Origin of the sequence: Pseudomonas syringae CC1557, assembly GCF_000452705.1 — a bacterium.
GTDB lineage: Bacteria > Pseudomonadota > Gammaproteobacteria > Pseudomonadales > Pseudomonadaceae > Aquipseudomonas > Aquipseudomonas syringae_F.
Genome location: NZ_CP007014.1, coordinates 2673816 through 2699625, shown reverse-complemented (window position 1 = coordinate 2699625; position 25810 = coordinate 2673816). Strand labels below are relative to the sequence as shown.

Below are 25810 nucleotides of genomic sequence, written 5' to 3'. Positions count from 1 at the left end.
CTTGGTTTACGACACAGATATCCGAAAAACTGTGGATGAGCGCTGGGGGCCTTAACTCGACTCAGGGTGGAGGGGGGAGTCAATGCAGTAGCGCTGTTACAACGCCCTGCCTTTGTTCACCGTAGAAAATTAACCGGAGAATACGTTAATCCTCTGTGAAGAAATCTTAATGAACCCGCTCAAGATCCTGACTGCTTTATTTCGCAGCCGCAGAAAACACTGGTCGTGGTCGTATCATTCCGCCTGTCTACGCTGATAGCGGGTACTCAGACAAGAATGCCTTATCGTGAGATCCGAGCTACTTCAAGAGGTGGAGATTGACGAGACGGTATCCGCAGGCACTCATTCTTCTTATCCTTATTAACGGATTACAGCTCGATGCGTAAACTTGCCGTTTTACCCCTGCTTTTCTTCCCATTGCTTGCGTTACCGTTGTTTGCCTCGGCCAACTGTACAGACCACATTCGGGGATGGGCCAAGACGCTGCGCCCGGACTTGAAGCTCGACAGCGAGCACGCGGTGTGCAAAAGCAATCCAGCTAACTCCAGCCAGGTTTTGGCAGCTATGCCCTTCGCCGAAAATGTCACCGAGGATGGCCAGGGCGACTATGGCCTCGGTGTAATCGTCGCGAACGCCAGCAATGGCAAGATCATCTCGCAGCACTATCAAGCGGCCGCGATCAGTTCAGACGCCATCTATTTTTACGGACTGGAGCTGGATACTGCCCGCTATCAGTTGGCACCGAAGCTGCGGGCGTTTGGTGTGAGAGTGAACTATGGGGGCTCATCGCGTCCCAATCCGTTCGAAAGTAAAGTCCTGACGTTGTACGCAGCGCTGCCAGGCGCTCAATTGCAGCCGGTGATGAGCGGGCTGGAGGTTAAAAGAAGCAACGGTGAATGGGACACTCGTTGCGCTGGCGAGTTTACCGAGACGCAGCGCACAATCTCCATCTCGGACAAAAGCAATAAAGGTCTCGCGGCCCTGGAAATTGAGCAGAAAGTTATTGACACCCAGAACCGGCCCAAGGGCGAAGAGTGCGAAAGAATCTCTGCCGAACCGGTTGTTACCCGTTTCGCGCTGGAATATGACGGCAGCCAATATCCAGTGCCGAAAAAGCTGTCTTCTCCTTGATGAACAGCGGCCCCATCCTGAATGGGGCCTTCGCACCCGTTTGTGATACGCCATCAGGGCATTTCAGTTCACTCTCCAGTTTCGGCAAACCACTTGAGCTCCTCAGTTCTGTCGATGGTCATGGTCAACATGCAGCCAGCGCCATTGATCTGATCCATGGTGCCGCCCGAAAAGTGGTAATACATGAAGCAATTGGCGTCCCTGTATTTCACCCATAACCGTTGCGCATCGCGCAGTTGGGTTTTTTGCTCGTCCGAGAGTGCGCCTATCGCGGCCTTGTAGGACTCATTCAGACGGGTATTCTGTAACGCCAGTTCCTTGCTATTGCAGTCGTTCAGGTTGGAGGTAATACCTTCAGACTTCTCGACGCACGCATCATATTCCGCAGAGTATTTGTCCTCCGCAGATGCATGCAGGGAGAATACTACTGCGCACAATACAGCCAGGCATCGCATCATGATTTAAATCCGGTTCAATGAGGGGTTTCAAAGATTAAGCATTTCCCAACGCCCAAGACTTTTCAATAGTACAGGTGTAGTATTTTTTAAATTCGTCGAAAGATCCTCTATTGTGTCGATCACCATCGAAAAAGGCAGACAGATGAAAAAAAGGACTGGCCTGTGCGTTACAAGCGCCCTTCTCCTTGTCTTGATCCTGCACGCAAATGCCGGAGCCGACGATATTCCACCCGGCTTTTCCAACTTTGGGTTTGCCGAGCGCTGCGACGATGAAAGTGCAAAGTTGACCACGCTCGAAGATATCGCCTGTTCCAGTGCCAGCCTGCGAGCTCAGGAAACCAAAATGCTGAATCTGGTCGACGACGTGAGGGCAGAAACCAAAGGGGTCGATGGTGAGACCGGTAAGGCTCTGGACCCCATGGGCGCACAACAGAAAGAGTGGCGCGATGCCTTGGCCCGCGCGTGCAAGGATGCCGTCTGCCTCGCAGTGGCGTACGCAGCGCGCATTGCGGCTATCCACAAAGAATGGTCGGAGGCGCTTTGATGAATACGCTTGCTTACAGAGGAACCCGCGGAGCCGTTTTGCTGGCTATGTCGGTGATCTCTGCCGCTACGCTTTACAGTGCGCCATCACTCGCCGCAAATACTCAACTGCCTGCGCAGGCAAACTTGGCGGCGTGCCCGGCTCAGGATTTCGATGGCTTCCTGAAACGCTTCGCCAACGACATTGAGGTACAGAAAGCCTTTGTCAGTATGCCGTTGCAGAGCGAGTACATCGATCCCGAGGCGCAACCGGAACCTCGTCCTGTCTCTGAGCTACTGGACAAGTCTCAACTGGAGTTTCCGCTGATGCCCAGCGATCAGCAGCAGCACGATCAAGGTTTGACGCTTGCCAAGCGGCTCAAGGGACCAGACCAGGCAGTGATCAAACTGACCAAACCAGATACGGGCTATCAACTCTCATTGTTCTTCAAGCGAGAAGCGTGCTGGATGCTATACCGCATTCAGGATGAATCGCTGTAATCAGCAGCCTCGGGCGGACCTATGGGAAACTACCTATAACATCTTGCTGGAAGATTACATGAGTGTAATAGCGCATAGTACATCCGTACTATTGCGCGACTCATTATATGAAACTTAACCTGACAGCCATAAAAAAACGAATGATTTTCGTTAGATCAGCGGCAGATTAATGCAGACATCATGGCGTCCTTTATGCAGGAATTGACTGTGGAGTTAAATACCGGCCACACATGACGTCGATATTGAGGAGATGGCCAACCGTACGAACTCAGTTAAACGCATGCGACTCACCTTTCAATATACGGTAGGCCCAGATGACTATACCTTATCTCCCACTGCAGGCATGGAACAAGCACTGGAGACTCTGGGGCGAGTTGGTGTACTGCCAGCATTGTGGTTATTCACAACATCTGATTGATCCACACCCGTTCAAACATGCACTACACTGCCCGCACTCTTCATTGCTTTATCAATCCCCCGGGCGTGAGTTAGGTCAGATCATTGAGCAAAAGATAAAGGCAGGATTGTTCTGAATAACGGCTGTCCTGAAGATCCCGGTGTCCATCGCTCCAACAGAAAAACGCTTATTCCGCCGTGAGAAGTTACCGTCTGCCTTACGCTATCGCGAGTGAAGTGGAACGCCACCCCGGTCGCTCAAACAGGACATATCCATATGCGCCCAGCCGTTTCTCAGGGCAATGTTCTGGGACTTGCTCGTACGCCCGGACTCGCTTCCTGCTGTTTGTCTGTCCAGGTCAGGAGTTTTGACAGGGTTCCATAGGGCGCAGCAAAACGCTTGCAGGATGCCTCATCGGTCGCGTCAGACAACCTCGCAGACTGAGTTGCACCGATACGCAGCGCCTTCAACCATTCTTTGGCGCGCCGCCTGTCCTGATCAGCCAATGCGAACTGGCTATAGCTCAGTTGCACGCGAGCATTGCGCGTAATGGTTTCAGCGTCAGCCTGATCCAACACCCGACATAACTGACCGATCATGACCAATCGCTCGATCCGTACAGTGTTCATGGCCTCGCCTTGCCAATTTTTCCACGAGAGCAATCGCGGGACATCAGCCGGCATTGTTCCGCCTGACGCGACTGCACTTTGGATGTACCTCATCTCAGGATCTGTTGCGTGCCAGGCAAACCACTCACTCTCCGTCCGGGGCAGCCATTTATCCCATTGGGTAAATAACCGGTCATCCTCAGCACTGTCACCACCAACAGGCGTGCACACAACTGTATTCAGTTGCGAAGGACGGCAATTCCAAGAGACGTCGTTGAGCGCCCGTTCACTCACGACACTGACAATACGGGCGGTATTCGCGTCTTTGCCGACGATGCCAACCAATAATCGTGGCGGCCTTGACAGATCAGTCTGATTGTCTGGTTTATATTCGCAGACCGTCGTGATCGGCGATAACTTCATGTCAGCGGGCCCACAAGGCGGCTCGTCCAGCTCGGTCACATCGAACCATACCTGCATAAAATCGCGCATTTTGGGCGATGTCCACGCAAGATCCGCTGAGCGGAAATCCTCCAGCGCTTCCATGGCATCAATGGGCTGCTCTACAGGCGACAGCGCCATAGCCGGAGCAAGTGCGCCGCTTAGCCATAGAGTCAATACACACACTGCTCTGTGCTGTGCAATACTGAGGACGCCCGCAAGCATAGTTGATCTCCCACTGTTATCGCTCAAAGGGTTTTGATTTTTAGCATGGGTATAACAACTCGAAACGCAAAACTTTCAGTCAAACAGCTATACCAGTACCCTGCCGACGACTATTCATTGAGTAATAAGCAAATATACGCCGCAACACCATGAAGTATCAGTCAGACCCACATGCAGCGACCAGCACAATTGACGACGGTAGCAAACAGCGCTGCAAGTTATGTTGTGCATTTAGTATGCTTACAGACTTAACAGAGGTAGCAAACGAGATGAGAAAAAACACGTGGGTAGGACACCGCATACAATAACTAAGTAATAGACCCTACGTCTCATAGAGCTATCTCATAATGTAGTATCATCAACCGCTCACCAACTCACGGGTAGCCCCCCCAACTATTGGCAAGCTTGAGACCTACAGTCCTGAACTAATGTTACTCAGCCAGCTTACACAGACCACAATTTTTCTTAAGTTCACCACTTCCAAAAAAAGCGTCCATAAAACCACAGTTTTCCACCTTGTAGTCCACTACGATGTCTTTAGAGTCAGCGGTGACGTTGACGGAGCAATACTCTCTCCACGTTTGTTGTTGGTAATGATCGGTAATTTGCAGATACCCGGCGCTCCGGTCATCAGTGGAGCCCATATATTTATTCTCCGAAAACGTACCCTTATATCGGGTCCATCCATAGTCGGTGTTCGCCGGATTTTTACTATTAGGCTGTACCCAATCCGGCGGGCCGCCCATTAGAGGCGCAAGTTTTGCGATGGCCTCATTGACATCTTTCCCCTGGGCATTTTTTACACTACTAAGCTCCTGACTCGGAATCGAAGTACACCCCACCAATGAAGACAGCAGAGCGGCGACAAGCGCATGTTTTGTGGCTGCGCTTCTTAAAACTCTGACAGCGGCTGGCTGGACGGAAAGCTCTACCGGCGGCTCAGACCTTTCGTTCATCATGCTTGTCATATACCGTCTCGTTCAAAATTACTGAAATGGGTCGAATCGTGAAAAAATCATATTCGACGCTCTGAAATTTTTCGATAGTACAGGTGTGCTATCGGCTTCCTCGTCATGACCAACGACCCTTAATTATTGCGGGATAGTTTGTGTGGCCATTGCTGGTAAGTTAACGGGTGCTATTCCAGCAAAAGATGCCGAGCAAGCCCTTCGATATACGCTTCATCCTGACCATTGGGATGTGCCTCGAACGCCAGGTGCAGGTACTCGTGTGTCAGGTCGAGACGGTCCTGGAGCGACAGCACGCCGCGTACGTAGATCCGGTTGCGTTCGCGGTCGACATGAGGATTACCGAAGGCCACACGGCATACTGCAAACGTACTGACTTCGTTGTAACCCACCTCCCCTTCGAGCCGTTGACGCCAGACCCGGCGCTTTGTTTGCAGCCACTCCTGAGCGTCGGGCAATGCTGTACAGGACGCGACCGGATTGTCCCAGCGACTGAGGCTTGCGCGTGGATAGGCGTGGGACAGGATCGCGTCGTATCGCTGGCCCGCGTTGGCTTGTTCTACCGCTTGCTCCCAGGACAATTTGTCGGCACCCGGTTGCGTCAAGTGATAGGTCACATTCGTGCCCACGAGGATCAGGTCGCTGGTCAATGCGGCTATACCGCGTGATTCGGCATTCGCCGGGCGCGGCGCTACGCGCTGTCGGTTGCTGCTGTCATCAATGGTCAGGCATTCACCCGTGCGGCCGGCGTTTTGCAGCAGGTAAGTGCGAATCGCGACGGCCAGCGCCTTGGCGGCTTCGGCGGGCTCTGCCCTGGCTTCGCGTTGCAGCACCCGCGCCACATATTCTTCGCGGTCCAGCCGGGCGACGAGTTTGTCCTTCACCAGAAAGAGTTCGCCGTCGCTGTGGATGTCCAGTTGGTTGCCATTCAAAAACTCGACGCGATAGTCACCCTGCAAGGGGCCTGAATCAACGGCGCGGCCCGCCTTGAGCACGTACCCGATCGGGTAACGTGAAAACAGATCGACTTCAACACAACGTCCAGGCTCGGCAGGCCAGCCTGCGGGCAGTACCGACGCCAGGACCTCGCTGTAATTGCGCAGGACCGTCTGGCTGGTGCCGCGCCCCTGCGCCCAGATGGGCGTGCCGTCCACGGTCCAGCCGGCAAAGCCGCCCTCACGTTGCGCAGCGGCGTCGTCGGCAAACCAGCTCCAGGTTTTGATCCGCAGAAGGCCACCCAGCGCGCCAACGACATTGCTTTCCGCCGCGCCCAGCACCACATCAAGCAGCACTCGTCGAGCCTGATCTTGTGCCGGAAGCGTGCCGAGAGTTTCCAGTAATTGCGCAACAGGCACTTTTGTCTGCGGTTGCAATGTGGAAGTGCTGAGCAGCCATGGCGGTGCTTTGCGCGCTTGCCAATAAGCCCGCCAGTCCGGATCGGAAATGCCGAGACGCTGAGGCTCAAAATACAAGCCACAGGATTTCACCAATGCCTGGTCGCGGCCAATGCTGCTACCGGCCGTGCAGCAATAAACTTCTTCTTCGGACTGCCCTCGGCACTCGTAGGCGGGCTCGGTGGCGCCGGTGTCTGCCAACCAGGCGTAGACAAATAACTTCCACAGACTGCCCAGCGGTGCCTGTAAATCAGCGGGCAACGGTCCTTTAGAAACAAGTCCGGTGCGGTTGAGGGACAACAGCTCACCCTTAAACGCAACCTGAATTGGGTCTTCCTGCGCCGAGGCCAGCGCAGGGAGTAAAAAAAGCACCATCCAGAGCCAGCGTGAACGCACGTCAGTTGACCTTGATCTGGCCGTATGCAGGTTTTTGCTCAAGGGTCTGATGCTGCGGCGCGTAGACCTGCGTGAAGCGCACCGGCGGCAGATTGAACTGGCCTTTTTGCGAGAAGCGCACCAGATGCCGCATGCGCAACTCACCGCTCAAGGCATCCACCGGAATCGCGTAGCCCAGCTGGCCCGGCTCGAAGCGTGCTTTCTCGAGCGCCGTCGCTTCCGTGCCCACCTTGCCCTGGAGTTTGATACCCCAGGTCGTTTGCTCGATATCAGCGCCGGGCGGCAGTGGCACTTCGATCATGCCGTAGCGCAGTGGCTTGGCAGCCTTGCTGGTGATGATGACTTCATCCAGATAGAGGCTGTCGCTGGACAGCGGTTTGCCGTCCACGGCTTCGAGGCTGAAGGTGAATGCTTCAGTGCCCGGCATAAGACGAGAAAGTCGGCGAGTGACGGTCACAGGCATGGGCTCCACCGCAGGCTGCCGGGTCTGGTAGCTGAGCAACGCACGCAGAGGGCGTTCCTGGGCTCCGGCCAATGACAACGACGAAGGTATGGGATTGGCACCCTCCCAGGTCCAGTACATTTCACCGCTGGCACCGTAGCGCTTCTTCCAGCCTTCGCCTGGTGCCAGCGCGATGGTCGGCGACGCCTGATCGATACTGCGCTGCAACCAGCTCAACGCCAGAGCACGCTCAAGGGTTGATTGCTGAGGCAGCAAACGCTGCAACAACGCACGCGCACGCTCTTGATCGAAAGCTTTGAGCGACAGGTTCAAGGCTTCGACGAATGGCTCGGAGCTGACATCCAGACGCTGCTGGGCACCCGGCAACTGGCGACTGAACGCCTCCGGCATGATCACCTTGTTCTGCCTGGCCAGCGAAGCCGTCATGACCCGCGCGGCTGCAAGGCCCAAGGCAGAGTCCGGCGCATTCATGACGATGCTGCCCTCATCCATGTCAATCACGTTGGCCTGAGCACCCTCGCCTGCATTCGCCAGGTCATCCATCAAGCCACCGAGCAACGTATTGATCGGCAATTGCATTTGCCTGGCAAACGAGAGGATCAGCGCACGTTGCAACAGCGGCGTTTTACCGGCCTGCTTCGCATAGACATTCAGCACGCGCTGCCAATGCTCTGGCGGCAGCGACAATGCCAACGCCTTGCTAGCGTGCCAGTCGGCATAGTAAGCGTAAGCCGTGAGGAACGCGTCGGGCTCACCGCCATAGCCCCACCAGGTAAAGCTTGCCGACGGCCCCGCCAGATGCACCAGACGTAAACGGCTGTTCTGCATAATCAAGCGCAAGCGGTCTCTGATTTGCGGATCAGATGACAGCACCGGATACGCCATGCCCAGTGGCAGCAAACGGCTGGCTATCTGCTCGACACCGCCATAGGGGTAGCTCAGCAGATCATCCAGCGCCGAACGAAACAGCGCTTGTGCGCTGTCATCCAGACGCAGTCGAATGGCGGTCGCGTCGGTCGGCAAGGTCAGCGGCGTATCACCACTGACGGCGTCCAGATTCTGGCTCTGCGTGACTTGCCAGCCCTCACCGGTGGCGGTCAGGTTCACGGCCAGCGCATCGGCGGTTTTACCGTCCTGCACCAACTCGGCCTTCCATTCGCCACTCGCCAGCGGGAATCCAGGCAACGCGATGTAGTTGATGCCTTTGTTCAGGGTCACCGGTATGCGCTGCTCGGCTCCAGCGTAGTGGGTCAAGAGTTCTGACTTGACCGGCTGGTCGGCCTGGCTGAACGCGAACACGCCGAGGTCCGGCTTATCTCCGGCCCGGAATCGGGTTGGCCCGCTCCATTTCAGATACAACGGTTTTTCCGAGCGCACGAACTGCCTTTTCTGACCGACTTGTCCTGTTTGATCGATGGCCCTGGCAGTGATGCGCCAGCGAGTCAGCGAGTCCGGCATTTTGAAGGTGAAGCGCACTTTGCCGTTTGCATCGGTCACCAGTTCAGGCTCCCACGCAGCGGTGTCAACGTCCTCACGACGTGGCCGCTCCAGCACTTTTACGCTGCGATCACTGCGATTGGCTTTGCCTGGTGCCGTCGGGCTGCCGGGCAACGCGACGTCGTAGCTGATGAAGGACAAGCTGGCACTGGTGCGCACATTGTTGCGGCGCGGGTGGTGGAAAAACTGGTCGATGGCGGGCGCAATTTCCGGTTGCAGCGCATAGATCATTTCGTCAACCACGCTGACCGTCAGGTGTGCCGGGATAGGCTTGCCTGCGAACTGGGTCGTCAGGTCCACGGACACGGTGTCGCCCGGCCGATAAGCGTCTTTGTCGGTGGCAATGGCCACGTCGATCTGCGGTGCAACGACCTTGATCCCGGCGTTTTGGAAGCTGTACTGCCCGCCTTTGGTGTACAGCACCGAGAAGGTCAGGTTCGGAGCGAAGTTGTCCTTCACGGCAATTCGCGCCCGGTACTGGATATCGTTGAGCTTTTCCAGCTTCAACCAGTCGCCGCCCTTGGACAGCAACGCCGTGGCTTCAACCTTGTCGCGCTCTAGAGACAGCAACGCATCGCTGACGGGCTCAGGGAAGGTGATCAGCGCAGTAGCTTCGTCGCCGACGGTGTACTCGGGCTTGTCGAAAATCACTTCAACGGTACCCGCTACCGCCTTGACGCCGTCACCGCTTACCGAATGGCCGGTGGCCCCCAGCAAACGACCGTTTTCATCCATCAACGTCAGGTTATAAGTACCTGGGCGCTGAAAGGTCACGCTGAAAGCCTCATTCGCGGAGACGAGCTTGTCACCGCCGCTGCTCTGGTCCTCCAGTCGTACCCATTTATAGCTGGCGGGTGTGACGGACCGGTTTTGCTCGCTGCCACCTTCGTTCGTATAGCCGAAGACAACCTTCTCGCCGACTGCGCTGAACCGTTGTGGGGCGGTAATCCGGTAGCTAGCGGCACCCCGGTCAATCAGGATTTCTTTCGTGGTCCTGACCCGATACGCCGCACCGTCACTGGCAAACACGGTGAGCATGTAGCGGCTGGGGTTGAACGCAGGAGGCAGGTCAAGCGTCGCGTTACCCTTCGCGTCAGTGGTGAGCTCGGCGCTCTTCAATTCAACCGGAAACTGCCCGAGGTATTGCAGCTCATTATCCACAGTCGACAGCTGCTGAGCGCGCAAGCTCAGAGTCAGCTTTGCATTCGCCACAGGCTTGCCGTCCGGATAGAGCAAGGTCAGGTTGCCTTTCACCGGCTCGTTGATGCTGTAGTCCTGTTTGGCCAGGTTCAGGGATATCTCAAAGTGCGGCTTGATGTACTCTGCTACACGAAACGCGCTGCTGTAGGCCTGATCCTTGTACCTGAAACGCACTTCGTAACCACCGGCAACGGCATTGTCCGGGAGCTGAAAGCGGCCTTGGGCGCCTGCCTCCGAATCCAGCTTGAGCGCCAGGGACTGCAGCGCAGTACCGGTGGCATCGAGGATGGTCACGTCTACGTCCGCTGCCGCTGGTGCCACGGAATCCCGGGCATTCTTGAACTCCCGCCCGACGATCTTCAACGAGACCCAGTCTCCTGGGCGGTATAACGGCCGGTCAGTGAACGCGAAGAGTTTGGTGTCGTAGATCTCGCTATCGTAATAGAAATTCTCCGCAACGAAAACACCGCCCTCCTGGTCTTCACCGATCACGAATGAGCGTTCGGGACTGACGTGTTTGAGTCTGATCAAACCCTGCGCATCAGTCGCGCCACTGCTCATGACGCCCAGGCCATCGGTCCAGAGCACGTTTACCTTCTCGACTGGACTGCCTTCGTTTTTGCGGGCAGCCCACACCAGAAGCTCCTCACCGGCAACCTTGCTCACTGCAACGGTATTGGAGACGAACACCATGGTCGTGGCGCGGTACTTGCCGATCAGCGCCTCCACGAGATACAGCCCGGGCTTTAACTTGCCCAGCGGGATGTAGACGTTGCCGGGCACGACTTTGATGAATTTGCTGGACGAGCCGTTAAGGTCAACACCGGCCGGTGGCTGGATCGGTTTTGCTTCCCAGATCGGGTAACGGAACTGACTCACCACCGGCAGGCCGGGGATCAAAGCGAACTGCGCTTGCGCCTCGTACGGTGTAGGCGCAGCCATCGCGTTACCCATCTTCAGTTCAGGTACTTCTTCTGTAACCTGCTTGCGGGACTCATAGGAAAACGCACGCTGCATGACACGCCGGGACTGGCGATACCAGCTATCCCAGAGATACGCGAGAGTGTTGGACAACCCTTCTCCCCTGAACTGCCCCTCACTGACCACGCGGTGCAGATTTTTCTGGCGCTTGAGGAAGTCCGTGGGTTTGTCGATGCGATACACGCGGATATCTGCGCCGCCATAAGGCTGCATGCGGAACCGGCGATAGTCACGGCCCGGAGCTTCAAGGCGCACTTTGGCCTGCTCATCGCTGGAAAAGCTGCTGTCCGCCAGCAGAAAAAAACTTTCTCCCGGTACTGCGCCGTAGCCGCTTGGCTCGACGCTGTCATCGGCGTTGACGCCAGTCATAGGCAGCAACAGTGCCAGCGACAATGTAATCAGAGAGCAAATACGCGGCATGCGGGCACCGATCATTGGGAGAGAAAGTTGAGTCGATAGACGCCGATAAAATTCGGGTTGGCAGCGTCGGGTATCCATCGGGTGTCCTTCCATGTCATGAGTTGCTGCAAGCTTGCCGAGCGCATGCCGTTGTCGGTGGGTGTCGTGGTGCCGGTGTGATAGGCGATGTAGCGACCCATCCAGATCATCAGGTGCTGGTCATCGCCCTGATCGAAAAACATCAGGTCACCGGGTCGGGCCTGAGCCATGTCGCGCCCTACCAGATGACTGTTGAACTGAATCAGTTTGATCGCATTCACGTAGGGGCCGGTTTGTCCGTTGCCTTGCTGCCATTGCTGGGCGAGCCCCCGCTGAGCGTCGCTCAATTGCATCTCGGGCGGCAGGTAACGATTGGACAAACCATTACTGAGCAGCCATTTGTCGTCGTGAACCTTCAGTGCTTCGTTGCTGGCAAAGCGCACCAAGCCCGCGCAATCCTGCTGATACCAACGCGGGCTGGGGCCTTGGGCCAGTTGTTCCTGAGCAATGCGTACAAACCAGGCACGAAATACCTGAGACTGCTGCGCGTCGAGCGCTGGAATCTGACTGGCAAACGCGGGACTGCCGAGCAGTATCGCCAGCAGAGCAAGGCCTCGCCCCAGAGCAATCACAGCGGCTTCCACTCCAATGGCAACCACTGCCATCGACCATCGGGTTCAGTGCCTTGCGGCAGCGTCAGTGCGTACTTGCCGTACCCACCGAGTTTCTGCAATTTCGGGATCAGATGCGTCTGCGCGGCGTTGTAAAAAACCGGCTCCATGTCCTTGGGCAGACTGCCCAGAGTTTCCTGTTGCAGGAGTTGCGCAATGGCATTCGGGTTGAAATAGACCGGAACCAGTTGATCGGCCGGCAACACGTCAGCCAGCGGCGGGAACCGTTTGTCGAGGGTGCCGACGGCTTTGTCCAAAAGTTGGTCGTCCAAGGAGAACAGCAGTGTCGAACCGTGCCGCGCCAGACTGACCTTCATGAACGCATTGCCGCTGACCGCGTCAGGGTTTTCCGCCTCTCTGGCCAGATACGGACCAAAACGGGTGCTGACCTGTCGCTGCCATTGATGAGTGTCGCCCTGCTGCTTCTCCACTACCGGGAACACATGACCTTCGGTATTTGCCTCGTAGGAGCCGACCATGGAACCGAACAGCTTGCCCAGATCACCATCTAGGCTGGCGCTGTTCTTGTCGGTCAGATGAGCAACCAGCAACGGCGTGTACAAACGTGAATCGGCATACCAGCAAAGACCCGCTGCATCAGAGATGTGCGCAGTGAGCGCCTGCGCAACCGTCTCTTCTGCTCCGAGCTTTACCAGCAATGGCTTTTGTTGCGCGGCCGCTAGGGGCAAAGCCACACACGCGCTGGCACCTATGGGCATCGCTTGCCAGATCGGATTGAAATCAAAACCTGGCTGATGCTCGGTTTCGTTCATCGCCAGAAAGCTGTGCCAGCCCTTCTCGTCCATTTCGAAACGCAGGCCAGCGAAGTTCGGAATAAAGCGCTGATACCCCATGGCCAGAACACTGGCGTTGACCGACAGCCGTTGCTTGACCTGCGGCGCGCGCGGCTGCAGCCCAAATGCCTCGGTAAACAGTTTTTCGCCATTGAGTAATGCGGCGAGGGCTTCGGGCGAAATACTGCCCGACTCCGGGGCAGACTTTCCGTCTTCCTGCCCCAGAGGCTGACTCAGGCTGGACGGCGCCTGCCCATACAGGGTCGAATCACGCCCCGCGATTTTGTTCGGGTTTGACACTACTACCAGCTTGTCGCCATAGGAGGCGAACGCCAGCGACTTGCTTGCGTTGTAATTCAAAAGATAGAGCGGAACCTCATCGGAACCGATCTTCACCACACCGATTTCGCTCAGTTGCGGGTCATAGAGCACTTTGACCAATTGCTCCAGCATCTTGGCCATGCCGCCACGATCAATGACCATAAGGAAGTCTTTGAGTCGCCCGTCCTTGCCGCGCCACAGCGCGATGTCCGCAGGCTGATCAAGGAGTTGCTCAATCAGGGTGTCCTGCAATGTCAGCTCATATTCGTAGATGATTCTGCGCAGGCTACCGATCAATCCAAGGCGATCAGTATGGGTTTCGTAATAAAAAACGAAATCTTCGGTGAGTGTGTCCTTAAGGAACGGTACCGCCAGCAAATCCTTGGGCAACTGGCTCAAAGATGTGGTTTCCAGCAAACCATCCGGACGGCTCAAGTGCAGTTTGTCACTGGCAATTTCGACCATCGGCCCCTTGGGTTTGAGCATCAGCCAACCCATTGCACCGGCAACACCGGCGACCACACACAGCCCGCCCAACAGCAATGGCCAGCGTCGGACAGGTTTTACGACGGGCGTGCCGGTTGGCTCGGAAGTCGCTGAAGTCGAGTTATCGCTCATGTTCACAAAACCCAATTCATCCGTGGGAGGGGATGATCAATAGTTGAATGTTTTGACCAAGAGCAGGTCACCGATGCCACGCAAAGGCACGATGAATGTCTCGCGTTTTTCATTGACAGTATTTTCGTTGAGCACCAGGTTTATCTGCGAAGTGATCACTTCCTTTTCGTTACTGGCTTCATCGAAGTTGTAACCGCCGCCACTGCTGTAGTTGCCCCAGTAATTCACGTAAATCAGGTAGGTGCCCTGCAGCGGCGCAGTCATGGTGAACATCTCGGGGCCAGGTCCATCCACGCTGTCGGTATCCAGACCGCCGCCGTTGGTCAGCACCGGATGGGCGAAGAACGCGTGCTGGCCGTCGGGCGTAACGATGTGCAAGTCGAGCTCGGCATTTGGATCATCCCATCCCAGCACGACTCGAATGCGTGCTGGCGTGCGCTGGTTATTGGCTTCGTAAAACTGCACGCGTTTGAGGGATTTGCCTTCGGCGCTGCGCACTTCAACACTGTTGGACCCCGCACCAAAGGCGTATGGCCGAGCAAAGCGCCCCTGCTCATCGGTGTAAAGGTTCAAAGGGTTGCCGTTGACCGCGAGAACATTGGGGCCGCGTTGCTTGCCAAGGGCCTTGATCTGGCCCTCGATCATGGTGCGACTGCGCTGCTCACCGCGGTCGATGGGAGGCGTCGGGTACGCGACTCGCGGTGCTTCACTTCGGTCCAGAAGGCCGTTGTAACGCCAGCCGCCCACAGGTTCCGTGAGCGCAGAGGATGACTCGGCGCTAGCCGTACTCCCCCATACAAAAGTGAGCACCAGCACACAACACACCGGGGCGCTTCCAAACAGCTTGTCACTGATCCCGCGCATGAAAGCACCCTGTTTTTCTATGCGAATTAAACGCTAAGTCCATACCGCGCAACGTCAGCTCTGCTTAAATCAGGAAGCCAGGATGCCGGACGCAAAAAATTAATTACTGCAGCCTGATGTTCTTTCAATCAATATTCATTTGATCATATTGAGCCCGTAGATCAGAGCGCATCAATAGCACATGCGTACTATTGTTCACGGGACTGATCTGGCGTTAACGTAAGCGCCAGACAGTCGCTACCGATGCGACCGATTGACTCAGTTTCTTTGAGCAGGCATGTAATGCGTCGCACCGGGCTGTGTTGGTTGCTCGTAATTTTGGCTTCTCACTCCGCCTTTGGTCAGACGGCGCGACCTGCCTGAGTAGCGCCGGGCAGCCACATGCGGTCCTGACTCAGTTACACCGATCGGACTGAGCCTATGTTCAGGAAGCTCTGAAGTAGCAGCCGAATAGGAACCGAATAGGGGTGATGGAGAGCACTGGGAATATTTTGGCTCACATCCATTTCCGCTATTGAGTACTGCCATCGCCAATTTCCTGAGAATGCGCTCGGGCACCACCGAGTGGACGAATACGTCGCGCGCCCCTTCGATATTCAAGGTGGGGTACGACACAAAAAACCGCGGCGATGAGGACGACCCAAACCATACTTACTTCCAAGTGGTTTTCAGGCGGACGCTGTACATGATTTATCTGGTCGATCCAGGCCATCATTCGATTAGCGGTGTGAGCTACAACTTGTCACGAATGCGTCGTTTCGCCCCCCCTCCCCCGCGGGCGCAATATCAGCCCTTCGCCGCTAGGCCATGCAATTCAGCTAGGGCTTTACCTTCCTCATCGCACGAAACCCAAAAATCGTGTCCAGCGACACCAAAAACATCGAGGGATCTCGCTTCAATCGTATACTTGGGCATGTTGTGTTCAATCCATGAGTGGTTTGCTATTGCTATTGCTATCTGCCAGAGACACATGAGTCTAACAACGTCTTGAGGCTCTTCATCGCCTGTGTAACCCCTAGGTCAATAAAGTAAGGGCCACCACCTCTAAGTGTTATATCTGCCTGGTTCGCCCCTTGTGCACGTTCGATGCGCATACGGAAACCGGTGCGGTTCTTGTCGCCAAAGGTTCCGGATTCAAGTACTCCATTGGAGCTGTCCTTATGAGTGACCTCTCTCCAAGAACTATCGGTGGCAGAGAGTCTGCTGATGCTGAGTTCGGCGCAGTCAAACAGACGTTGGTTCGGAAGATCACGAGGTATCGCCAAGTGATCGGAAGCTGTTGGGATCTTCGCGGTTGCTAAGAACGCGTTGCATCCTCCTAGTGAGATCGCCAAGCTAATGATAGTGAGGGCTTTCAACCGAGGCTTCATGTGGTTCTCCTGATAAGCGCTTAACGCGTCACAATTCGTCGATGTGCAACGAGAGTGACGCAAGTACCACTGTAAGTGGTCCAACTGGGCGCGTCGATTCGATACAGTAACGAGTCTCGCAACTGCCGAGTCTACTGACGCTTCGTAATAGCGATGCACTGGGTATTCAGACCTACCTCAAGGCGCAGGCATGCATTCTACGAAACGATCTACAGGGATGCGCTTCGACGCATGACGTTGCCGGTTCTGATACAGCCCGGCAATTAGCAGACCTTCTTCACTCCAGTCGAACTGAAGAGCCTCGCCCAGCGCGAACGTCAACGGAACGAAGGCTCGCAAGAATTTTCTTGCGAGCCGCGCCACGCGCGGATGAAGGCGGTCAGCTGGCTGTAGCCGCCGTAGCCCTCGGCTTTGAGCCATTTGAAGAGAGCCTTGGCGGTTCTGCGGTTGTGTTTTGCCCGAAGCAAATCGGCCGAGAATCATTAGACCGCTACAATCGCACACACATTTTCGTCTGAAAAGTTCCCTTGTCAGTGCAACTTTGCGACGAAACCACACTCTGACTGCGTATCAATTTGATACAGATCGCGTCCTCGTAGGTATGATGCTCCCCTGAATTACGGAGACAGACGAATGTCGTGCAGAATTATCGTGGCTGACGACCACCCTCTGTTTCGTGAAGGCATGTTTCGAACCATCGAGCGACTGCTGCCCGGGTCGGTCATTGAGCAGGCCAGCAATCTCGATGAAGTGCTGGCATTGGCTCGGTCCGGTGCTGAAGTAGATATGTTATTTCTGGATCTGCATTTCCCCGGTTTGAGTTCGATTCAGGCTATCGCCGAACTGCGCGCGGAATTCAAACGCACGTCCATCATTGTGGTGTCCATGGTCGATGACCTGAAGACCATCTCCCTCGTCATGTCAAATGGCGCGGACGGGTTTATCGGCAAGAACATCGACCCCCAGGAAATTGCAGAATCCATCCTCGCTATCCGCGAAGGTGAGATTGTCGTCAAATACAAACCCGGCGGGTTGATCCTTGACGATGCTGACGTGAAGATTCTCAGCCACCTGACAGCTCGCCAGAAGCAGGTCCTGAGTCTGGTGGCCTCTGGCAAAACCAACAAGGAAATCGCCAAGGAACTGGGTGTGTCACCTTTTACTGTACGCATCCATGTTTCCAGTCTGCTCAAGGTACTGGGCGTGCCGACACGTTCAGCGGCCGCAGCTCAGTTTTCCCGTCTGGTCATCAAGTAAATGCAGGAATGACTCCATTTCGGCTTCAACGCTCCAGAGGACCAGCGCCCCCTCGTGCTTGCGCATGGGCCACTAAAAACATACGGCCCCCCTTGCAAGGGAAGACAAAAGAGTCCGGTGCTATAACCGCATTATTTGATCCAACCTGGCAATCTTTCAGTCAATACCTGGATAAGGCGCAGCGATGTCAATGATATCGATACTCACCAAATGCAAAGACCTGGAAATGATCCAGGCTCTATTGCGCATGGCGGTAATTGCCACCTCCGCGCTGTACACACTCATCGCCTATGAAATGGACGATATGACGGCTACGCGGACGTGGGTCATTCTGGCTTATTGCTTCGCCTTCGGTATCGTCAATACGGGGTTGATCATACGCATCGCGCAAAAGCCCGGCGCTTCAACGACGCGCAGGATGTTTGCCCTGGTGGTCGACAACATGGCCGGGATTGTCACGATTACTGTCGGGGGCGAAACGATGCTGCCCGTCTATTCAGTCATGTTGAGCATGACGGTAGGCTACGGCATGCGCTACGGGCGCACTTACCTGTTGATGTCCACCGGATTTGCCCTGGCCTCCCTGGCGCTGATCATCCAGTTCACACCTTTCCTGCAGCAACACCCTGCCGTCGCGGTAATGATGATCCTGACGATGCTGGTGCTGCCGTTATTCGTTTACTTTCTGCTCTCGCGTTTGCATATCGCGCTTGAGGAAACCCAGGCCGCGAATGAAGCCAAGTCACGCTTCCTGGCACAAGCCAGTCATGACCTGCGTCAGCCGATTCACTCCATCAGTTTGTTCACTGCCTGCCTGCGCGACGGGCAACTAGGCACTGATGAGCGTCAACTGGTCGACAACATCGACCGGGCGTTGAGCGCCGTTGAGCAACTTTTCCGCTCGTTGCTGGATATCTACACCCTCAATCAGGGCGATATGAAGCCGCATCTGGAAACCATCGATGTCGACGCGTTATTGAGTAGTCTGGTCAGTCAGAACAGTGAAGCGGCCAACTGGGCAGGCGTTGAAGTCCGACTGCGACCGTGTCGTCAACATGTTCGATGTGACGCCACGTTATTGTGCACGCTGGTGCAGAATTTACTTTCAAATGCGTTCAAATATGCGCCAGACAAACCGGTCCTGATTGGCTGCCGACAGCATAAAGGCAAGCTGAGCATTGGCGTTTATGACCTTGGCCGCGGGATATCGGCGGAACATCTACCGCACCTGTGCAATGAGTTCTATCGGGTTCGTGAAAAGCGTGATCAAGACATCGAGGGTGTCGGCCTTGGGTTAAGTATTGTCAGCCGTATTGCCCGATTGCTGAAACTGGAACTCAGCATCAAGTCACGCCCGGGCCGCGGTACATCCGTGATCGTTGACGGCCTGCCTATCGTACCCGCAAATGTAGTGGCCCCAGCGCCTGATATAGACTGGAACAAACGCCTGCTCGGAGGCTTGCGTGTGTTGCTGATTGAAGATAACCACAACGTTCTGCAAGCAACCGCAATGTTGCTGCGAAAATGGGGCTGCGATGTGCAGACCGCGTCAGCGATCCCCCAGACCCGAGTGGATTGCGACCTTGTCATCACCGACTTCGACCTTGACCGGACCGCGTCCGGTGCTGACAGCATTGCCTATCTGCGCGAAATGCACGGCAGACGGATACCCGCTATCGTGATTACCGGTCATGATTTACAGCATGTACAGCAATCACTCAACGATCCGGATATTCCGATACTGTCCAAGCCCGTACGCCCTGCTGAACTCCGCTCATTACTGCTGACTTTCAAAATGAACCAGATGCAAGACGTGGGTTACGCGACGCCTGCATTGAGCTGATATATCGCTGTAGCATGCGGCAAATATTTGCTGCATGGCTTTAGCGGCTGCGACTCATTGAGCCCACTGGTAAATCCGTTTGGCTTCGTCGTACTGCACCAAACGTGTGTCGAGCACTTCATCGCCGCGTTTGCTGATGACTTGCACCGGGTACATGCCTGCTACCACACCGCCGTCACTCTTGATCTTCAGTTCGTGGGTTTCATCCGGTGAGTTTTCACTGATCTGCGGAATCCCCGAAACATCACGAATCTCATCGCCAACGGGAACCTCAAGTGAATAACGAGTCACTTGCACGCCCTGCCAGATACCGCCAGTGGTGGACAGCCAGCCATATCGATCAGGTCCGACCTGGATTATTCTGGCATCAAGACATCCGCAATTGCCTGCCTGCCCTTTGTCAGCTGCCGGCCTGGAAGCCAGTAGTTTCAGGTTCTGGTCAGCATCCAGCACAGCCAAAAAAAGCCCTTCCAGTCCGGGATCAACCTGGGAATATATTTCAGCTTCAGGATCACTGTGGGCTTGCACGTAAACAGTGCTGCCGTTGTTAGCACTGACGACTCTGGAAACAGTACCCAGCATGCAGTAATCCAAAGAGTCCTGACCTGCCTGAAAAGAGTGCTTCCAGCACTTTCGCGACGCGTCGTAATTATCAGCGCCATACGCCGAATTCATCACGTCTTTCAATAGAGCTTCAAGTTCGGCAGCACTGGGTTGAGCAGGATTATTGCCCGCGGCCAAACCGGGCAGTGTCATGCACGCTGCGGATGCGACCAAACCAACTGCCGCCGAGACTTTCATGATGCCGTTCAAGAATGAACATTCCCCTTTCAGTAGTTTTACTGTGAACTTTATGCCTATTGTAAATCAAGATCCTTAATACTTGTAGCAGGCGATGCCACCGATTAATGGGTTGAACCTAACACTTCCCGCGAAAGGCAAACATAGTACAGGTGTACTATTTCAAATATTGTCCGCTGATTTACTTTATGCATTCAGAAGACTTCTAGGCGAAGGGTGCATGGCCCCGCACCCTCTAACTGCGGGGCACCGCAGAGCTGTGATTCCCATAAGCACGGTTTGCACGGGCCTGGCTCTAGCAGACTTCCGTATTCACAAGACATGGACATCCAATGCTTAATACCACCCGTGCCAACCCCGTCGGCGAACGTGCGCCTGTCGCAACAGATACGGCCACTGGAGCGGTTTCATCGTCAAAGCCGTCGCGCCCGTACAGCATCTACCGTTACATCAGCAAGGTGAAGGTGTATGCCACTGGCAATCCTCAACCTGATCGCGCCGAGGAGTACGCAGCATGATTCGCTTGTTGAGCCTTCGCCTGTTGCATGCATTCGTGGTTGCAGTGCTGGTTGGGACACTGACGTTCATATCCATAATCCTTCAGCTTCGTACGCCGTTGAGCCCTGATCAGTCTGTGTCGTGGCTTTTTCTAGGCTGGCTGGGTGACGTCCTGACTTTTGATCTCGGCAGTTCGATAGTCTCGGGGGAGCCCGTACTGAACAGGGTTGCTCAAAGTTTGGGGAGTTCAATCCCCCCGGCCGTCGGTGCGTTGATACTTTCCCTATTGATCGGGCCACCGCTTGGGATCATTGCAGGCTTGCGCAGGGGTGGATGGGCGGATCGCACGCTTTTGCTCTTGAGCACAGCAATACGCGCAATTCCGCAATTTGTGCTGGCGATTATTTTTGTATTGATCTTCGCTGTGCCCATGGGTTTGCTGCCGGCTCAAGGGCACGCAACATTCGCTCACTCAATCCTTCCAACTATCACCCTCGCTTTGGGTTTGGCAGCAGTGTCTTCGCTTGCCGCGCGAGACGCCACATTAGCAGTCACTTCAGCACCCCATTACGCCTCCGGACGACTTGAAGAACTCAGCGCATTCGAAGTATTCAGGCTGCACGGCTTACGCGATATAAGGGGCCCGATAGTCACCGCTCTCGGCGCTCAACTCGTGTATCTGATGGAAGGCATCATCGTCGTTGAGACAGTTTTTGCCTGGCCTGGAATCGGCATGGAACTGGTGCATGCTATCGCCGATCGCGACTCACGAATGATGCAGGGTAGCGCTTTGGGGATCGGGCTGATGTTCGTGCTCCTCAATACTATTGTCGACCTGGTGAACCACTCCATCAATTCTCCTCGGAGAAACTCATGAGCCACGAAGCCGCTATCCAGAGCAACTCTCCAGCGATGCATGCCCTGTCTCGCTTCATAGGATTATCCATTCTCGCATCGCTGATACTGTTTGCCGTGTTGGTGCCGTTGATCTGGGGAGTGGGCAGTGTAGAAATGGATCTCACAGCGCCGCTGTCAGGGCCCATGCATGGACATCCCCTGGGCACAGACGAACTGGGCCGTGACATGCTAGCGCGGCTAGCCGCCGCTGTAGGCTTATCGCTAGGGTTCGCTGTGTTTACTGTCATCACAGCCGCAGTACCCGGAATACTTCTGGGCATCCTTGCCGGCTGGACAGGCGGTGTCATAGATAAATGTCTCAGCCTGCTGGCCGAAGTTTTTCTGGCCCTGCCCCGATTACTGTTGGTGCTACTGATTGTCGTGATATTTCCGGGAAATCTTCTGGCGATATATGGCGCTATCGCACTGGTGCTATGGACTGAATACTTCAGCATGACACGCGCCCTTTCACGCACCGTGCTAGCTTCACCAGCAGGGTCAGACAGCCGCCAGCAGGGGCACCGTCCACTCTACGTGATACGCCGACATTTATGGCCTGAGTTGTCATCAAGACTCATGACCTTCTCCGCGCTTGGTGCTGCATCAGCCATTCTGGCTTTAGCAACACTGTCCTATTTAGGCGCCGGAGTCAGTCCTCCAACCGCCGAGCCTGGACTCATGATTACACAGCTTCTGTCTTATTCCGAGGCTGCGCCTTTCAGCTTCGCATTGCCGGTATTCGTGCTCTTCCTCACTGTACTTTCACTCTTGATGATTGCCAGCGGACGCAGACAATGAAACTTTTTTTGAAAAAAATACTTTAGAAACCAGTACGCGTTCTGAAACAATGGACATCTAGTACTGAGCAAAATAATACTGCTGCCGCTCACTCTTGCAGCAATGACTGTCGGGACGTCGGCAGTCGCACATACCACCAGTCTAAACCCTGCCGATCAGCCAGTGCCTATCGCGAGGGATCCTGCCACGGGAGCGACTCTACCGTTAAAACTGCCGCGTCGCAGCCTTGGGCAGCTCCTGCAAGGAACGGATTTAAAACTCAAAGAGTGTGCGAGTTCGTCAGCGGCATTCAAGGAACTCGCTGAAAAGATAAAACCAGAACCATCAGTTTCGACACACAGGCTTGCGCGTTATCCTCGCGCGTATCGGCGCCGTCGAGGGCCGTCACCACGACACTGTTGCGCTCGAAACGCCATCTGGCAGGACTTCCACGACGCGGCGAGCCGACCCATTGTGCTTTGAAGCCGCCATCGACCAACGACTGGCGATACAGCGCGATGGTTTGCGCGCAGGCTACCTGGTCTGGCGTCCCAGCACTCCTAAAGAACTCAAAGCCCAGTCGGCTGGCAAGTTGGCCGTTCGCGTCCGATATTGACTCCAGCGAGTAGCGCTTACCACCTACCAGTTCGCCTGAAATCCAGAACGCCTGAGGATCGTTAGCGTCGTATTTCAACTTCACGCCGAATTCTTTCTCGACCTGTAAACGTGCCACATCCTGCTTGCCCTGGATCGAAATAATCATTCGCACAATACGTTGCGCCAGCACCTCTGGGGTCACCTCCAGCACAGCCTGCCCAACAGCATTAGTAGCAGGCATGATTTCGGGCTGTGGGCTCGCGAAAGAAGCCTGCAGCGCACCGGCCCATAGTGCGACGGCGCAGCAATTAACCAAGCTGCTACGCGCTTGGCGTCGTGGAGCAAGCTGCTTTCCAACCGGCGAAACATGGTCCACTGCGGACACCTCTATTGGCAGCGTGTCACTTGCGAAACCGGACCCGTTTAAACCCATGAGCCAACGTGCACAACTCAATGCCCCACTGTCATCGAACGACAGCCAGTGCCGAGTATTCACAAAAGCACTCATCAGAAGATCACCCAAGACCTCCCGCACTTCAATAGCACACCTGTGCTATCGAAATTCATCAATCCTTCAATTATGTTTTAAATTCCAGGACAAAGGTTGTGGATTCGCTAACCACGGTTATCTAAAGGCCCCGCGCTATTTTTTCTTGTAGTTGTTAATGCTCACGGCATCGCACCCGGCACTTGCCCAAAAGGCGTGGTTCTTTACGAGCATTGACGAGTCGTGGCTTCGTCCTAACGCTGCAACGTAGAGGCTCAGGAAATGGAAGCTCAAACACAGTCCCCTTATGACGCGAGCCTGCGCGACCACCAAGCGGAAGCCAGGCTTGAGACTTACATCCACAAGTACCGCAAAACCGGTATCGTGCTGCAACGGGTCTATCCACCCACCGCATTCCCCAAAGTACGCAGTCGGCTGGGCGGTCTGCCGCAACTGCCGCAGACTTTTGAATGGCCGACAGGTGTCAGTTACGGTGAGCCAACTCCCATGCATTTCCTCGCCCAGATCGACTGCGCGGAGTTGCCACGCGTAGAGTCGCTGATGCCAACGCAGGGCATGTTGTTTTTCTTTGCTGTAAACGACGAAGAACAGATATGGGATACAGATGCCCCCCGGGAACGCGTCCGTGTGCTGTACGCGCCAACTGTGCCAGCGGACCAGCCCGAGCGCCCGGCACCGGAACATCTGCGTCCGATTCAAGACGTGAATAAAGCGGACAGCCCATACGCTGGACCGGGGTGGCTGTTACCCGGTGAGAGTGGACCGCGCCTCCATGTGCAGTGGTCATTGGTTGCACGGCGGATGGACACTTGGCCATACGACATGCCAACGCCGGAAGACAGCTCAAGGCCAGCCGTGGCGGCCTACCACCAACGATGGTCAGAACTGAGCCTGGGAGCAGCCGTGGCGGCGACCGGGCTAATGCCCAACGCCGACGCCATTTTCCGTTGGGAGCGGCCGCTGTCCCAATCCTGGGAGTTCCCTGCCCAGTGGCTGCGCTATCAGCTTGATTTCCCCCAGGTGGGTATCATGATAGATCGCCTGGCGCGGATCGCAGGGAATTCCCGAAACAAGGAAACACGCAGTTTCGCGGCTGATCAGGATGTGCTGGACTGGGTGGAACACGCCAGTCGACTCGGCTGGGATAACGTCCCTGATAAGGCCACGAGGGAGGCCTTCCGAAACTGGATTATTGGACAGATCGGCGACGAGAATGAAGGCACCACGATCACCGATGCAAGAATGGGTGAAGTCTTCACAAAAGGTCTGCTGGCCTCTATTGCGTACGTCGCTGGCTCACCTGATTCCGCCAGGTTGATTCCATCACCGCTCTATCGTGACCTTGAAGGCGAGCACTTGCCGTATGAGGAAAGTTATCGCAAGCATGCCGATGGACGGAGGTACTGTGCCAGGGCAAGAGTCCATCAGATGTTGGGGCATGTTCCGCTTTTGCAGGGCGCCATGCCTGATATCGAGGGGGAGCCGGTATGCCTGCTGCAGCTCGCCTGGGATCCCGCCATCAACCTCAAGTTTGGGGATTGTGGCCAAGCGACTTTCTGGATCGCCAGGGAGGACCTGGCGGTCCAGAACTTTGATCGTGTGGCAGCGGTGGTTGAATCAAATTGAGTTTATTTCCAGGCGCTCCCTGAGCGCTTGGGCAATGATCGAGTTTTCGCCAGTGCCCGGTTTATAGGGGGATAATGATGTCTTCCGGGATGAAGATATCATCAATCCCGATTGCCGAGACTTCCGTGATCGTTCCATTGATTTTGATTTCCCAAGTGTTCCGAGTGACAACGCCGCAAGGCCAAAGATACGCAATGAGCTGGCTCATCGGTTACGGTTGGCACCCATGCCAGGATCTGGCCAGGCTTTTCTCTCTAAGACCACGCGACCTAGAGTTTTAGATGCAATCTACGCAGCAGATCAACCAAATGGGTAAGCCGAATACTTCATGTTACCGAACAGGTGATCGTGAAAAACACGTCACCCTATGTCGCTGCCGATAGTACCAATCGTAACGAACAGGGGCGTTAAATGCTCGCTGAGAGGATGGCAAATCCGTGCGTCCGCCGCGTCCTCCTATTTCTCAAGCGCGTGCGCGAGCGACGGGGTCAGGTATTTGCAGGCCTGCCGCCAGCCAGTAATCGAAGCGCCGCGTGGCGCCCGCTATGTCCTGGCCAAGGCGGCGCAGCCCGCCGTGGTAACTGACGGTACTGCCGATGATCAGGACGCCCTCGTCGCGTAGCGGTGTCAGTGCTTTGCCAATGGTGATATGGCTTCCTGCTTCGATCGGAGAATCCATCATAACGTCTTCAAATATACATTGAGGCTCCCATTAGTATCGTTCAAAGCTGATGCAATCCTGTAGCCA

At 55.4% G+C, this 25810-nt stretch carries 20 protein-coding genes and 1 pseudogene; 9 read left to right on the top strand and 12 right to left on the bottom strand.

Going from position 1 to position 25810, the window contains the following annotated elements:
* Nucleotides 1–378: 378 nt before the first annotated feature.
* Nucleotides 379–1131: a hypothetical protein gene (locus N018_RS12300; protein ID WP_025389767.1), complete on the top strand. Its 753-nt coding sequence runs from the start codon at nt 379–381 to the stop codon at nt 1129–1131.
* A gap of 68 nt (nt 1132–1199) precedes the next feature.
* On the opposite strand, the gene N018_RS12295 is transcribed toward N018_RS12300, so the two are convergent.
* Nucleotides 1200–1589, bottom strand: coding sequence for a lysozyme inhibitor LprI family protein (locus tag N018_RS12295; protein ID WP_025389766.1), 390 nt, complete (start codon nt 1587–1589; stop codon nt 1200–1202).
* Nucleotides 1590–1701: 112 nt separating this feature from the next.
* Here N018_RS12295 and N018_RS25730 point away from each other — a divergent pair, with 112 nt between their 5' ends.
* Together N018_RS25730 and N018_RS12285 are read left to right on the top strand one after the other, a co-directional pair.
* Nucleotides 1702–2133 (top strand): hypothetical protein, encoded by a 432-nt coding sequence (locus N018_RS25730; RefSeq protein ID WP_025389765.1) that lies wholly within the window; start codon nt 1702–1704, stop codon nt 2131–2133.
* Nucleotides 2133–2612: a hypothetical protein gene (locus tag N018_RS12285; protein WP_154219951.1), complete on the top strand. Its 480-nt coding sequence runs from the start codon at nt 2133–2135 to the stop codon at nt 2610–2612. Before N018_RS25730 ends, N018_RS12285 begins: the two co-directional genes overlap by 1 nt.
* 690 nt (nt 2613–3302) lie before the next feature.
* Here N018_RS12285 and N018_RS12280 read toward each other — a convergent pair.
* The 8 genes and pseudogenes from N018_RS12280 to N018_RS26480 all read right to left on the bottom strand — a co-directional run.
* Nucleotides 3303–4283 (bottom strand): hypothetical protein, encoded by a 981-nt coding sequence (locus N018_RS12280; protein WP_038401222.1) that lies wholly within the window; start codon nt 4281–4283, stop codon nt 3303–3305.
* Nucleotides 4284–4714: 431 nt separating this feature from the next.
* Nucleotides 4715–5251 (bottom strand): hypothetical protein, encoded by a 537-nt coding sequence (locus tag N018_RS12275; protein WP_025389762.1) that lies wholly within the window; start codon nt 5249–5251, stop codon nt 4715–4717.
* A gap of 170 nt (nt 5252–5421) precedes the next feature.
* Nucleotides 5422–7020: a DUF2300 domain-containing protein gene (locus N018_RS12270; protein ID WP_025389761.1), complete on the bottom strand. Its 1599-nt coding sequence runs from the start codon at nt 7018–7020 to the stop codon at nt 5422–5424.
* 22 nt (nt 7021–7042) lie between these two features.
* The gene (locus N018_RS12265) at nt 7043–11617 is read right to left on the bottom strand and encodes an alpha-2-macroglobulin family protein (protein WP_080274829.1); all 4575 of its coding nucleotides are present in this window, start codon (nt 11615–11617) and stop codon (nt 7043–7045) included.
* Nucleotides 11614–12285 carry a DUF1175 domain-containing protein gene (locus N018_RS12260; protein WP_051476171.1) on the bottom strand — a complete coding sequence of 224 codons (672 nt, stop codon included), beginning with the start codon at nt 12283–12285 and terminating at the stop codon, nt 11614–11616. Before N018_RS12260 ends, N018_RS12265 begins: the two co-directional genes overlap by 4 nt.
* Entirely contained in the window at nt 12249–14024 is a 1776-nt protein-coding gene (locus N018_RS12255) for a DUF2138 domain-containing protein (RefSeq protein ID WP_025389758.1), read from the bottom strand. The genes N018_RS12260 and N018_RS12255 overlap by 37 nt, the downstream gene beginning before the upstream one ends.
* 36 nt (nt 14025–14060) lie before the next feature.
* Nucleotides 14061–14849 (bottom strand): YfaP family protein, encoded by a 789-nt coding sequence (locus N018_RS12250; protein ID WP_025389757.1) that lies wholly within the window; start codon nt 14847–14849, stop codon nt 14061–14063.
* A 1646-nt stretch (nt 14850–16495) separates the two neighbouring features.
* A pseudogene (locus N018_RS26480) lies at nt 16496–16731 on the bottom strand (IS21 family transposase); the annotation flags it as partial.
* Nucleotides 16732–16891: 160 nt separating this feature from the next.
* On the opposite strand from N018_RS26480, the gene N018_RS12240 reads away from it, so the two are divergent.
* Nucleotides 16892–17515, top strand: a complete 624-nt coding sequence (locus tag N018_RS12240) for a response regulator (RefSeq protein WP_025389755.1) — start codon at nt 16892–16894, stop codon at nt 17513–17515.
* 226 nt (nt 17516–17741) lie between these two features.
* Nucleotides 17742–19358, top strand: a complete 1617-nt coding sequence (locus N018_RS12235; protein ID WP_038401780.1) for an ATP-binding response regulator — start codon at nt 17742–17744, stop codon at nt 19356–19358.
* A 54-nt stretch (nt 19359–19412) separates the two neighbouring features.
* Here the strand turns inward: N018_RS12235 and N018_RS12230 are convergent, their stop codons facing one another.
* Entirely contained in the window at nt 19413–20114 is a 702-nt protein-coding gene (locus tag N018_RS12230; RefSeq protein ID WP_229631372.1) for a hypothetical protein, read from the bottom strand.
* Between the two features lie 377 nt (nt 20115–20491).
* On the opposite strand from N018_RS12230, the gene N018_RS12225 reads away from it, so the two are divergent.
* Genes N018_RS12225 through N018_RS12215 form a run of 3 tightly spaced genes read left to right on the top strand, consistent with a single transcriptional unit; the run spans nt 20492 to nt 22352 of the window.
* Nucleotides 20492–20677, top strand: a complete 186-nt coding sequence (locus N018_RS12225) for a hypothetical protein (RefSeq protein ID WP_025389752.1) — start codon at nt 20492–20494, stop codon at nt 20675–20677.
* Entirely contained in the window at nt 20674–21534 is an 861-nt protein-coding gene (locus tag N018_RS12220) for an ABC transporter permease (RefSeq protein WP_025389751.1), read from the top strand. The genes N018_RS12225 and N018_RS12220 overlap by 4 nt, the downstream gene beginning before the upstream one ends.
* On the top strand, nt 21531–22352 hold the full coding sequence (locus tag N018_RS12215) for an ABC transporter permease (protein ID WP_025389750.1): 822 nt from the start codon (nt 21531–21533) through the stop codon (nt 22350–22352). Before N018_RS12220 ends, N018_RS12215 begins: the two co-directional genes overlap by 4 nt.
* Before the next feature lie 289 nt (nt 22353–22641).
* On the opposite strand, the gene N018_RS12210 is transcribed toward N018_RS12215, so the two are convergent.
* Nucleotides 22642–23451 carry a hypothetical protein gene (locus N018_RS12210; protein ID WP_154219950.1) on the bottom strand — a complete coding sequence of 270 codons (810 nt, stop codon included), beginning with the start codon at nt 23449–23451 and terminating at the stop codon, nt 22642–22644.
* Nucleotides 23452–23697: 246 nt separating this feature from the next.
* On the opposite strand from N018_RS12210, the gene N018_RS25725 reads away from it, so the two are divergent.
* Nucleotides 23698–25062, top strand: a complete 1365-nt coding sequence (locus N018_RS25725; RefSeq protein WP_025389748.1) for a DUF1963 domain-containing protein — start codon at nt 23698–23700, stop codon at nt 25060–25062.
* Between the two features lie 463 nt (nt 25063–25525).
* Here the strand turns inward: N018_RS25725 and N018_RS12200 are convergent, their stop codons facing one another.
* Nucleotides 25526–25744, bottom strand: coding sequence for a hypothetical protein (locus tag N018_RS12200; RefSeq protein ID WP_025389747.1), 219 nt, complete (start codon nt 25742–25744; stop codon nt 25526–25528).
* Nucleotides 25745–25810 lie beyond the last annotated feature (66 nt).

What these genes read in the sequence shown, in the direction of transcription:
- N018_RS12300 (WP_025389767.1), top strand. Translation starts at nt 379, where the DNA reads ATGCGTAAACTTGCCGTTTTACCCCTGCTTTTCTTCCCATTGCTTGCG.
- N018_RS12295 (WP_025389766.1), bottom strand. Translation starts at nt 1,589, where the DNA reads ATGATGCGATGCCTGGCTGTATTGTGCGCAGTAGTATTCTCCCTGCAT.
- N018_RS12285 (WP_154219951.1), top strand. Translation starts at nt 2,133, where the DNA reads ATGAATACGCTTGCTTACAGAGGAACCCGCGGAGCCGTTTTGCTGGCT.
- N018_RS12280 (WP_038401222.1), bottom strand. Translation starts at nt 4,283, where the DNA reads ATGCTTGCGGGCGTCCTCAGTATTGCACAGCACAGAGCAGTGTGTGTA.
- N018_RS12275 (WP_025389762.1), bottom strand. Translation starts at nt 5,251, where the DNA reads ATGACAAGCATGATGAACGAAAGGTCTGAGCCGCCGGTAGAGCTTTCC.
- N018_RS12270 (WP_025389761.1), bottom strand. Translation starts at nt 7,020, where the DNA reads ATGGTGCTTTTTTTACTCCCTGCGCTGGCCTCGGCGCAGGAAGACCCA.
- N018_RS12265 (WP_080274829.1), bottom strand. Translation starts at nt 11,617, where the DNA reads ATGATCGGTGCCCGCATGCCGCGTATTTGCTCTCTGATTACATTGTCG.
- N018_RS12260 (WP_051476171.1), bottom strand. Translation starts at nt 12,285, where the DNA reads ATGGCAGTGGTTGCCATTGGAGTGGAAGCCGCTGTGATTGCTCTGGGG.
- N018_RS12255 (WP_025389758.1), bottom strand. Translation starts at nt 14,024, where the DNA reads ATGAGCGATAACTCGACTTCAGCGACTTCCGAGCCAACCGGCACGCCC.
- N018_RS12240 (WP_025389755.1), top strand. Translation starts at nt 16,892, where the DNA reads ATGTCGTGCAGAATTATCGTGGCTGACGACCACCCTCTGTTTCGTGAA.
- N018_RS12235 (WP_038401780.1), top strand. Translation starts at nt 17,742, where the DNA reads ATGATCCAGGCTCTATTGCGCATGGCGGTAATTGCCACCTCCGCGCTG.
- N018_RS12230 (WP_229631372.1), bottom strand. Translation starts at nt 20,114, where the DNA reads ATGACACTGCCCGGTTTGGCCGCGGGCAATAATCCTGCTCAACCCAGT.
- N018_RS12225 (WP_025389752.1), top strand. Translation starts at nt 20,492, where the DNA reads ATGCTTAATACCACCCGTGCCAACCCCGTCGGCGAACGTGCGCCTGTC.
- N018_RS12220 (WP_025389751.1), top strand. Translation starts at nt 20,674, where the DNA reads ATGATTCGCTTGTTGAGCCTTCGCCTGTTGCATGCATTCGTGGTTGCA.
- N018_RS12215 (WP_025389750.1), top strand. Translation starts at nt 21,531, where the DNA reads ATGAGCCACGAAGCCGCTATCCAGAGCAACTCTCCAGCGATGCATGCC.
- N018_RS25725 (WP_025389748.1), top strand. Translation starts at nt 23,698, where the DNA reads ATGGAAGCTCAAACACAGTCCCCTTATGACGCGAGCCTGCGCGACCAC.
- N018_RS12200 (WP_025389747.1), bottom strand. Translation starts at nt 25,744, where the DNA reads ATGATGGATTCTCCGATCGAAGCAGGAAGCCATATCACCATTGGCAAA.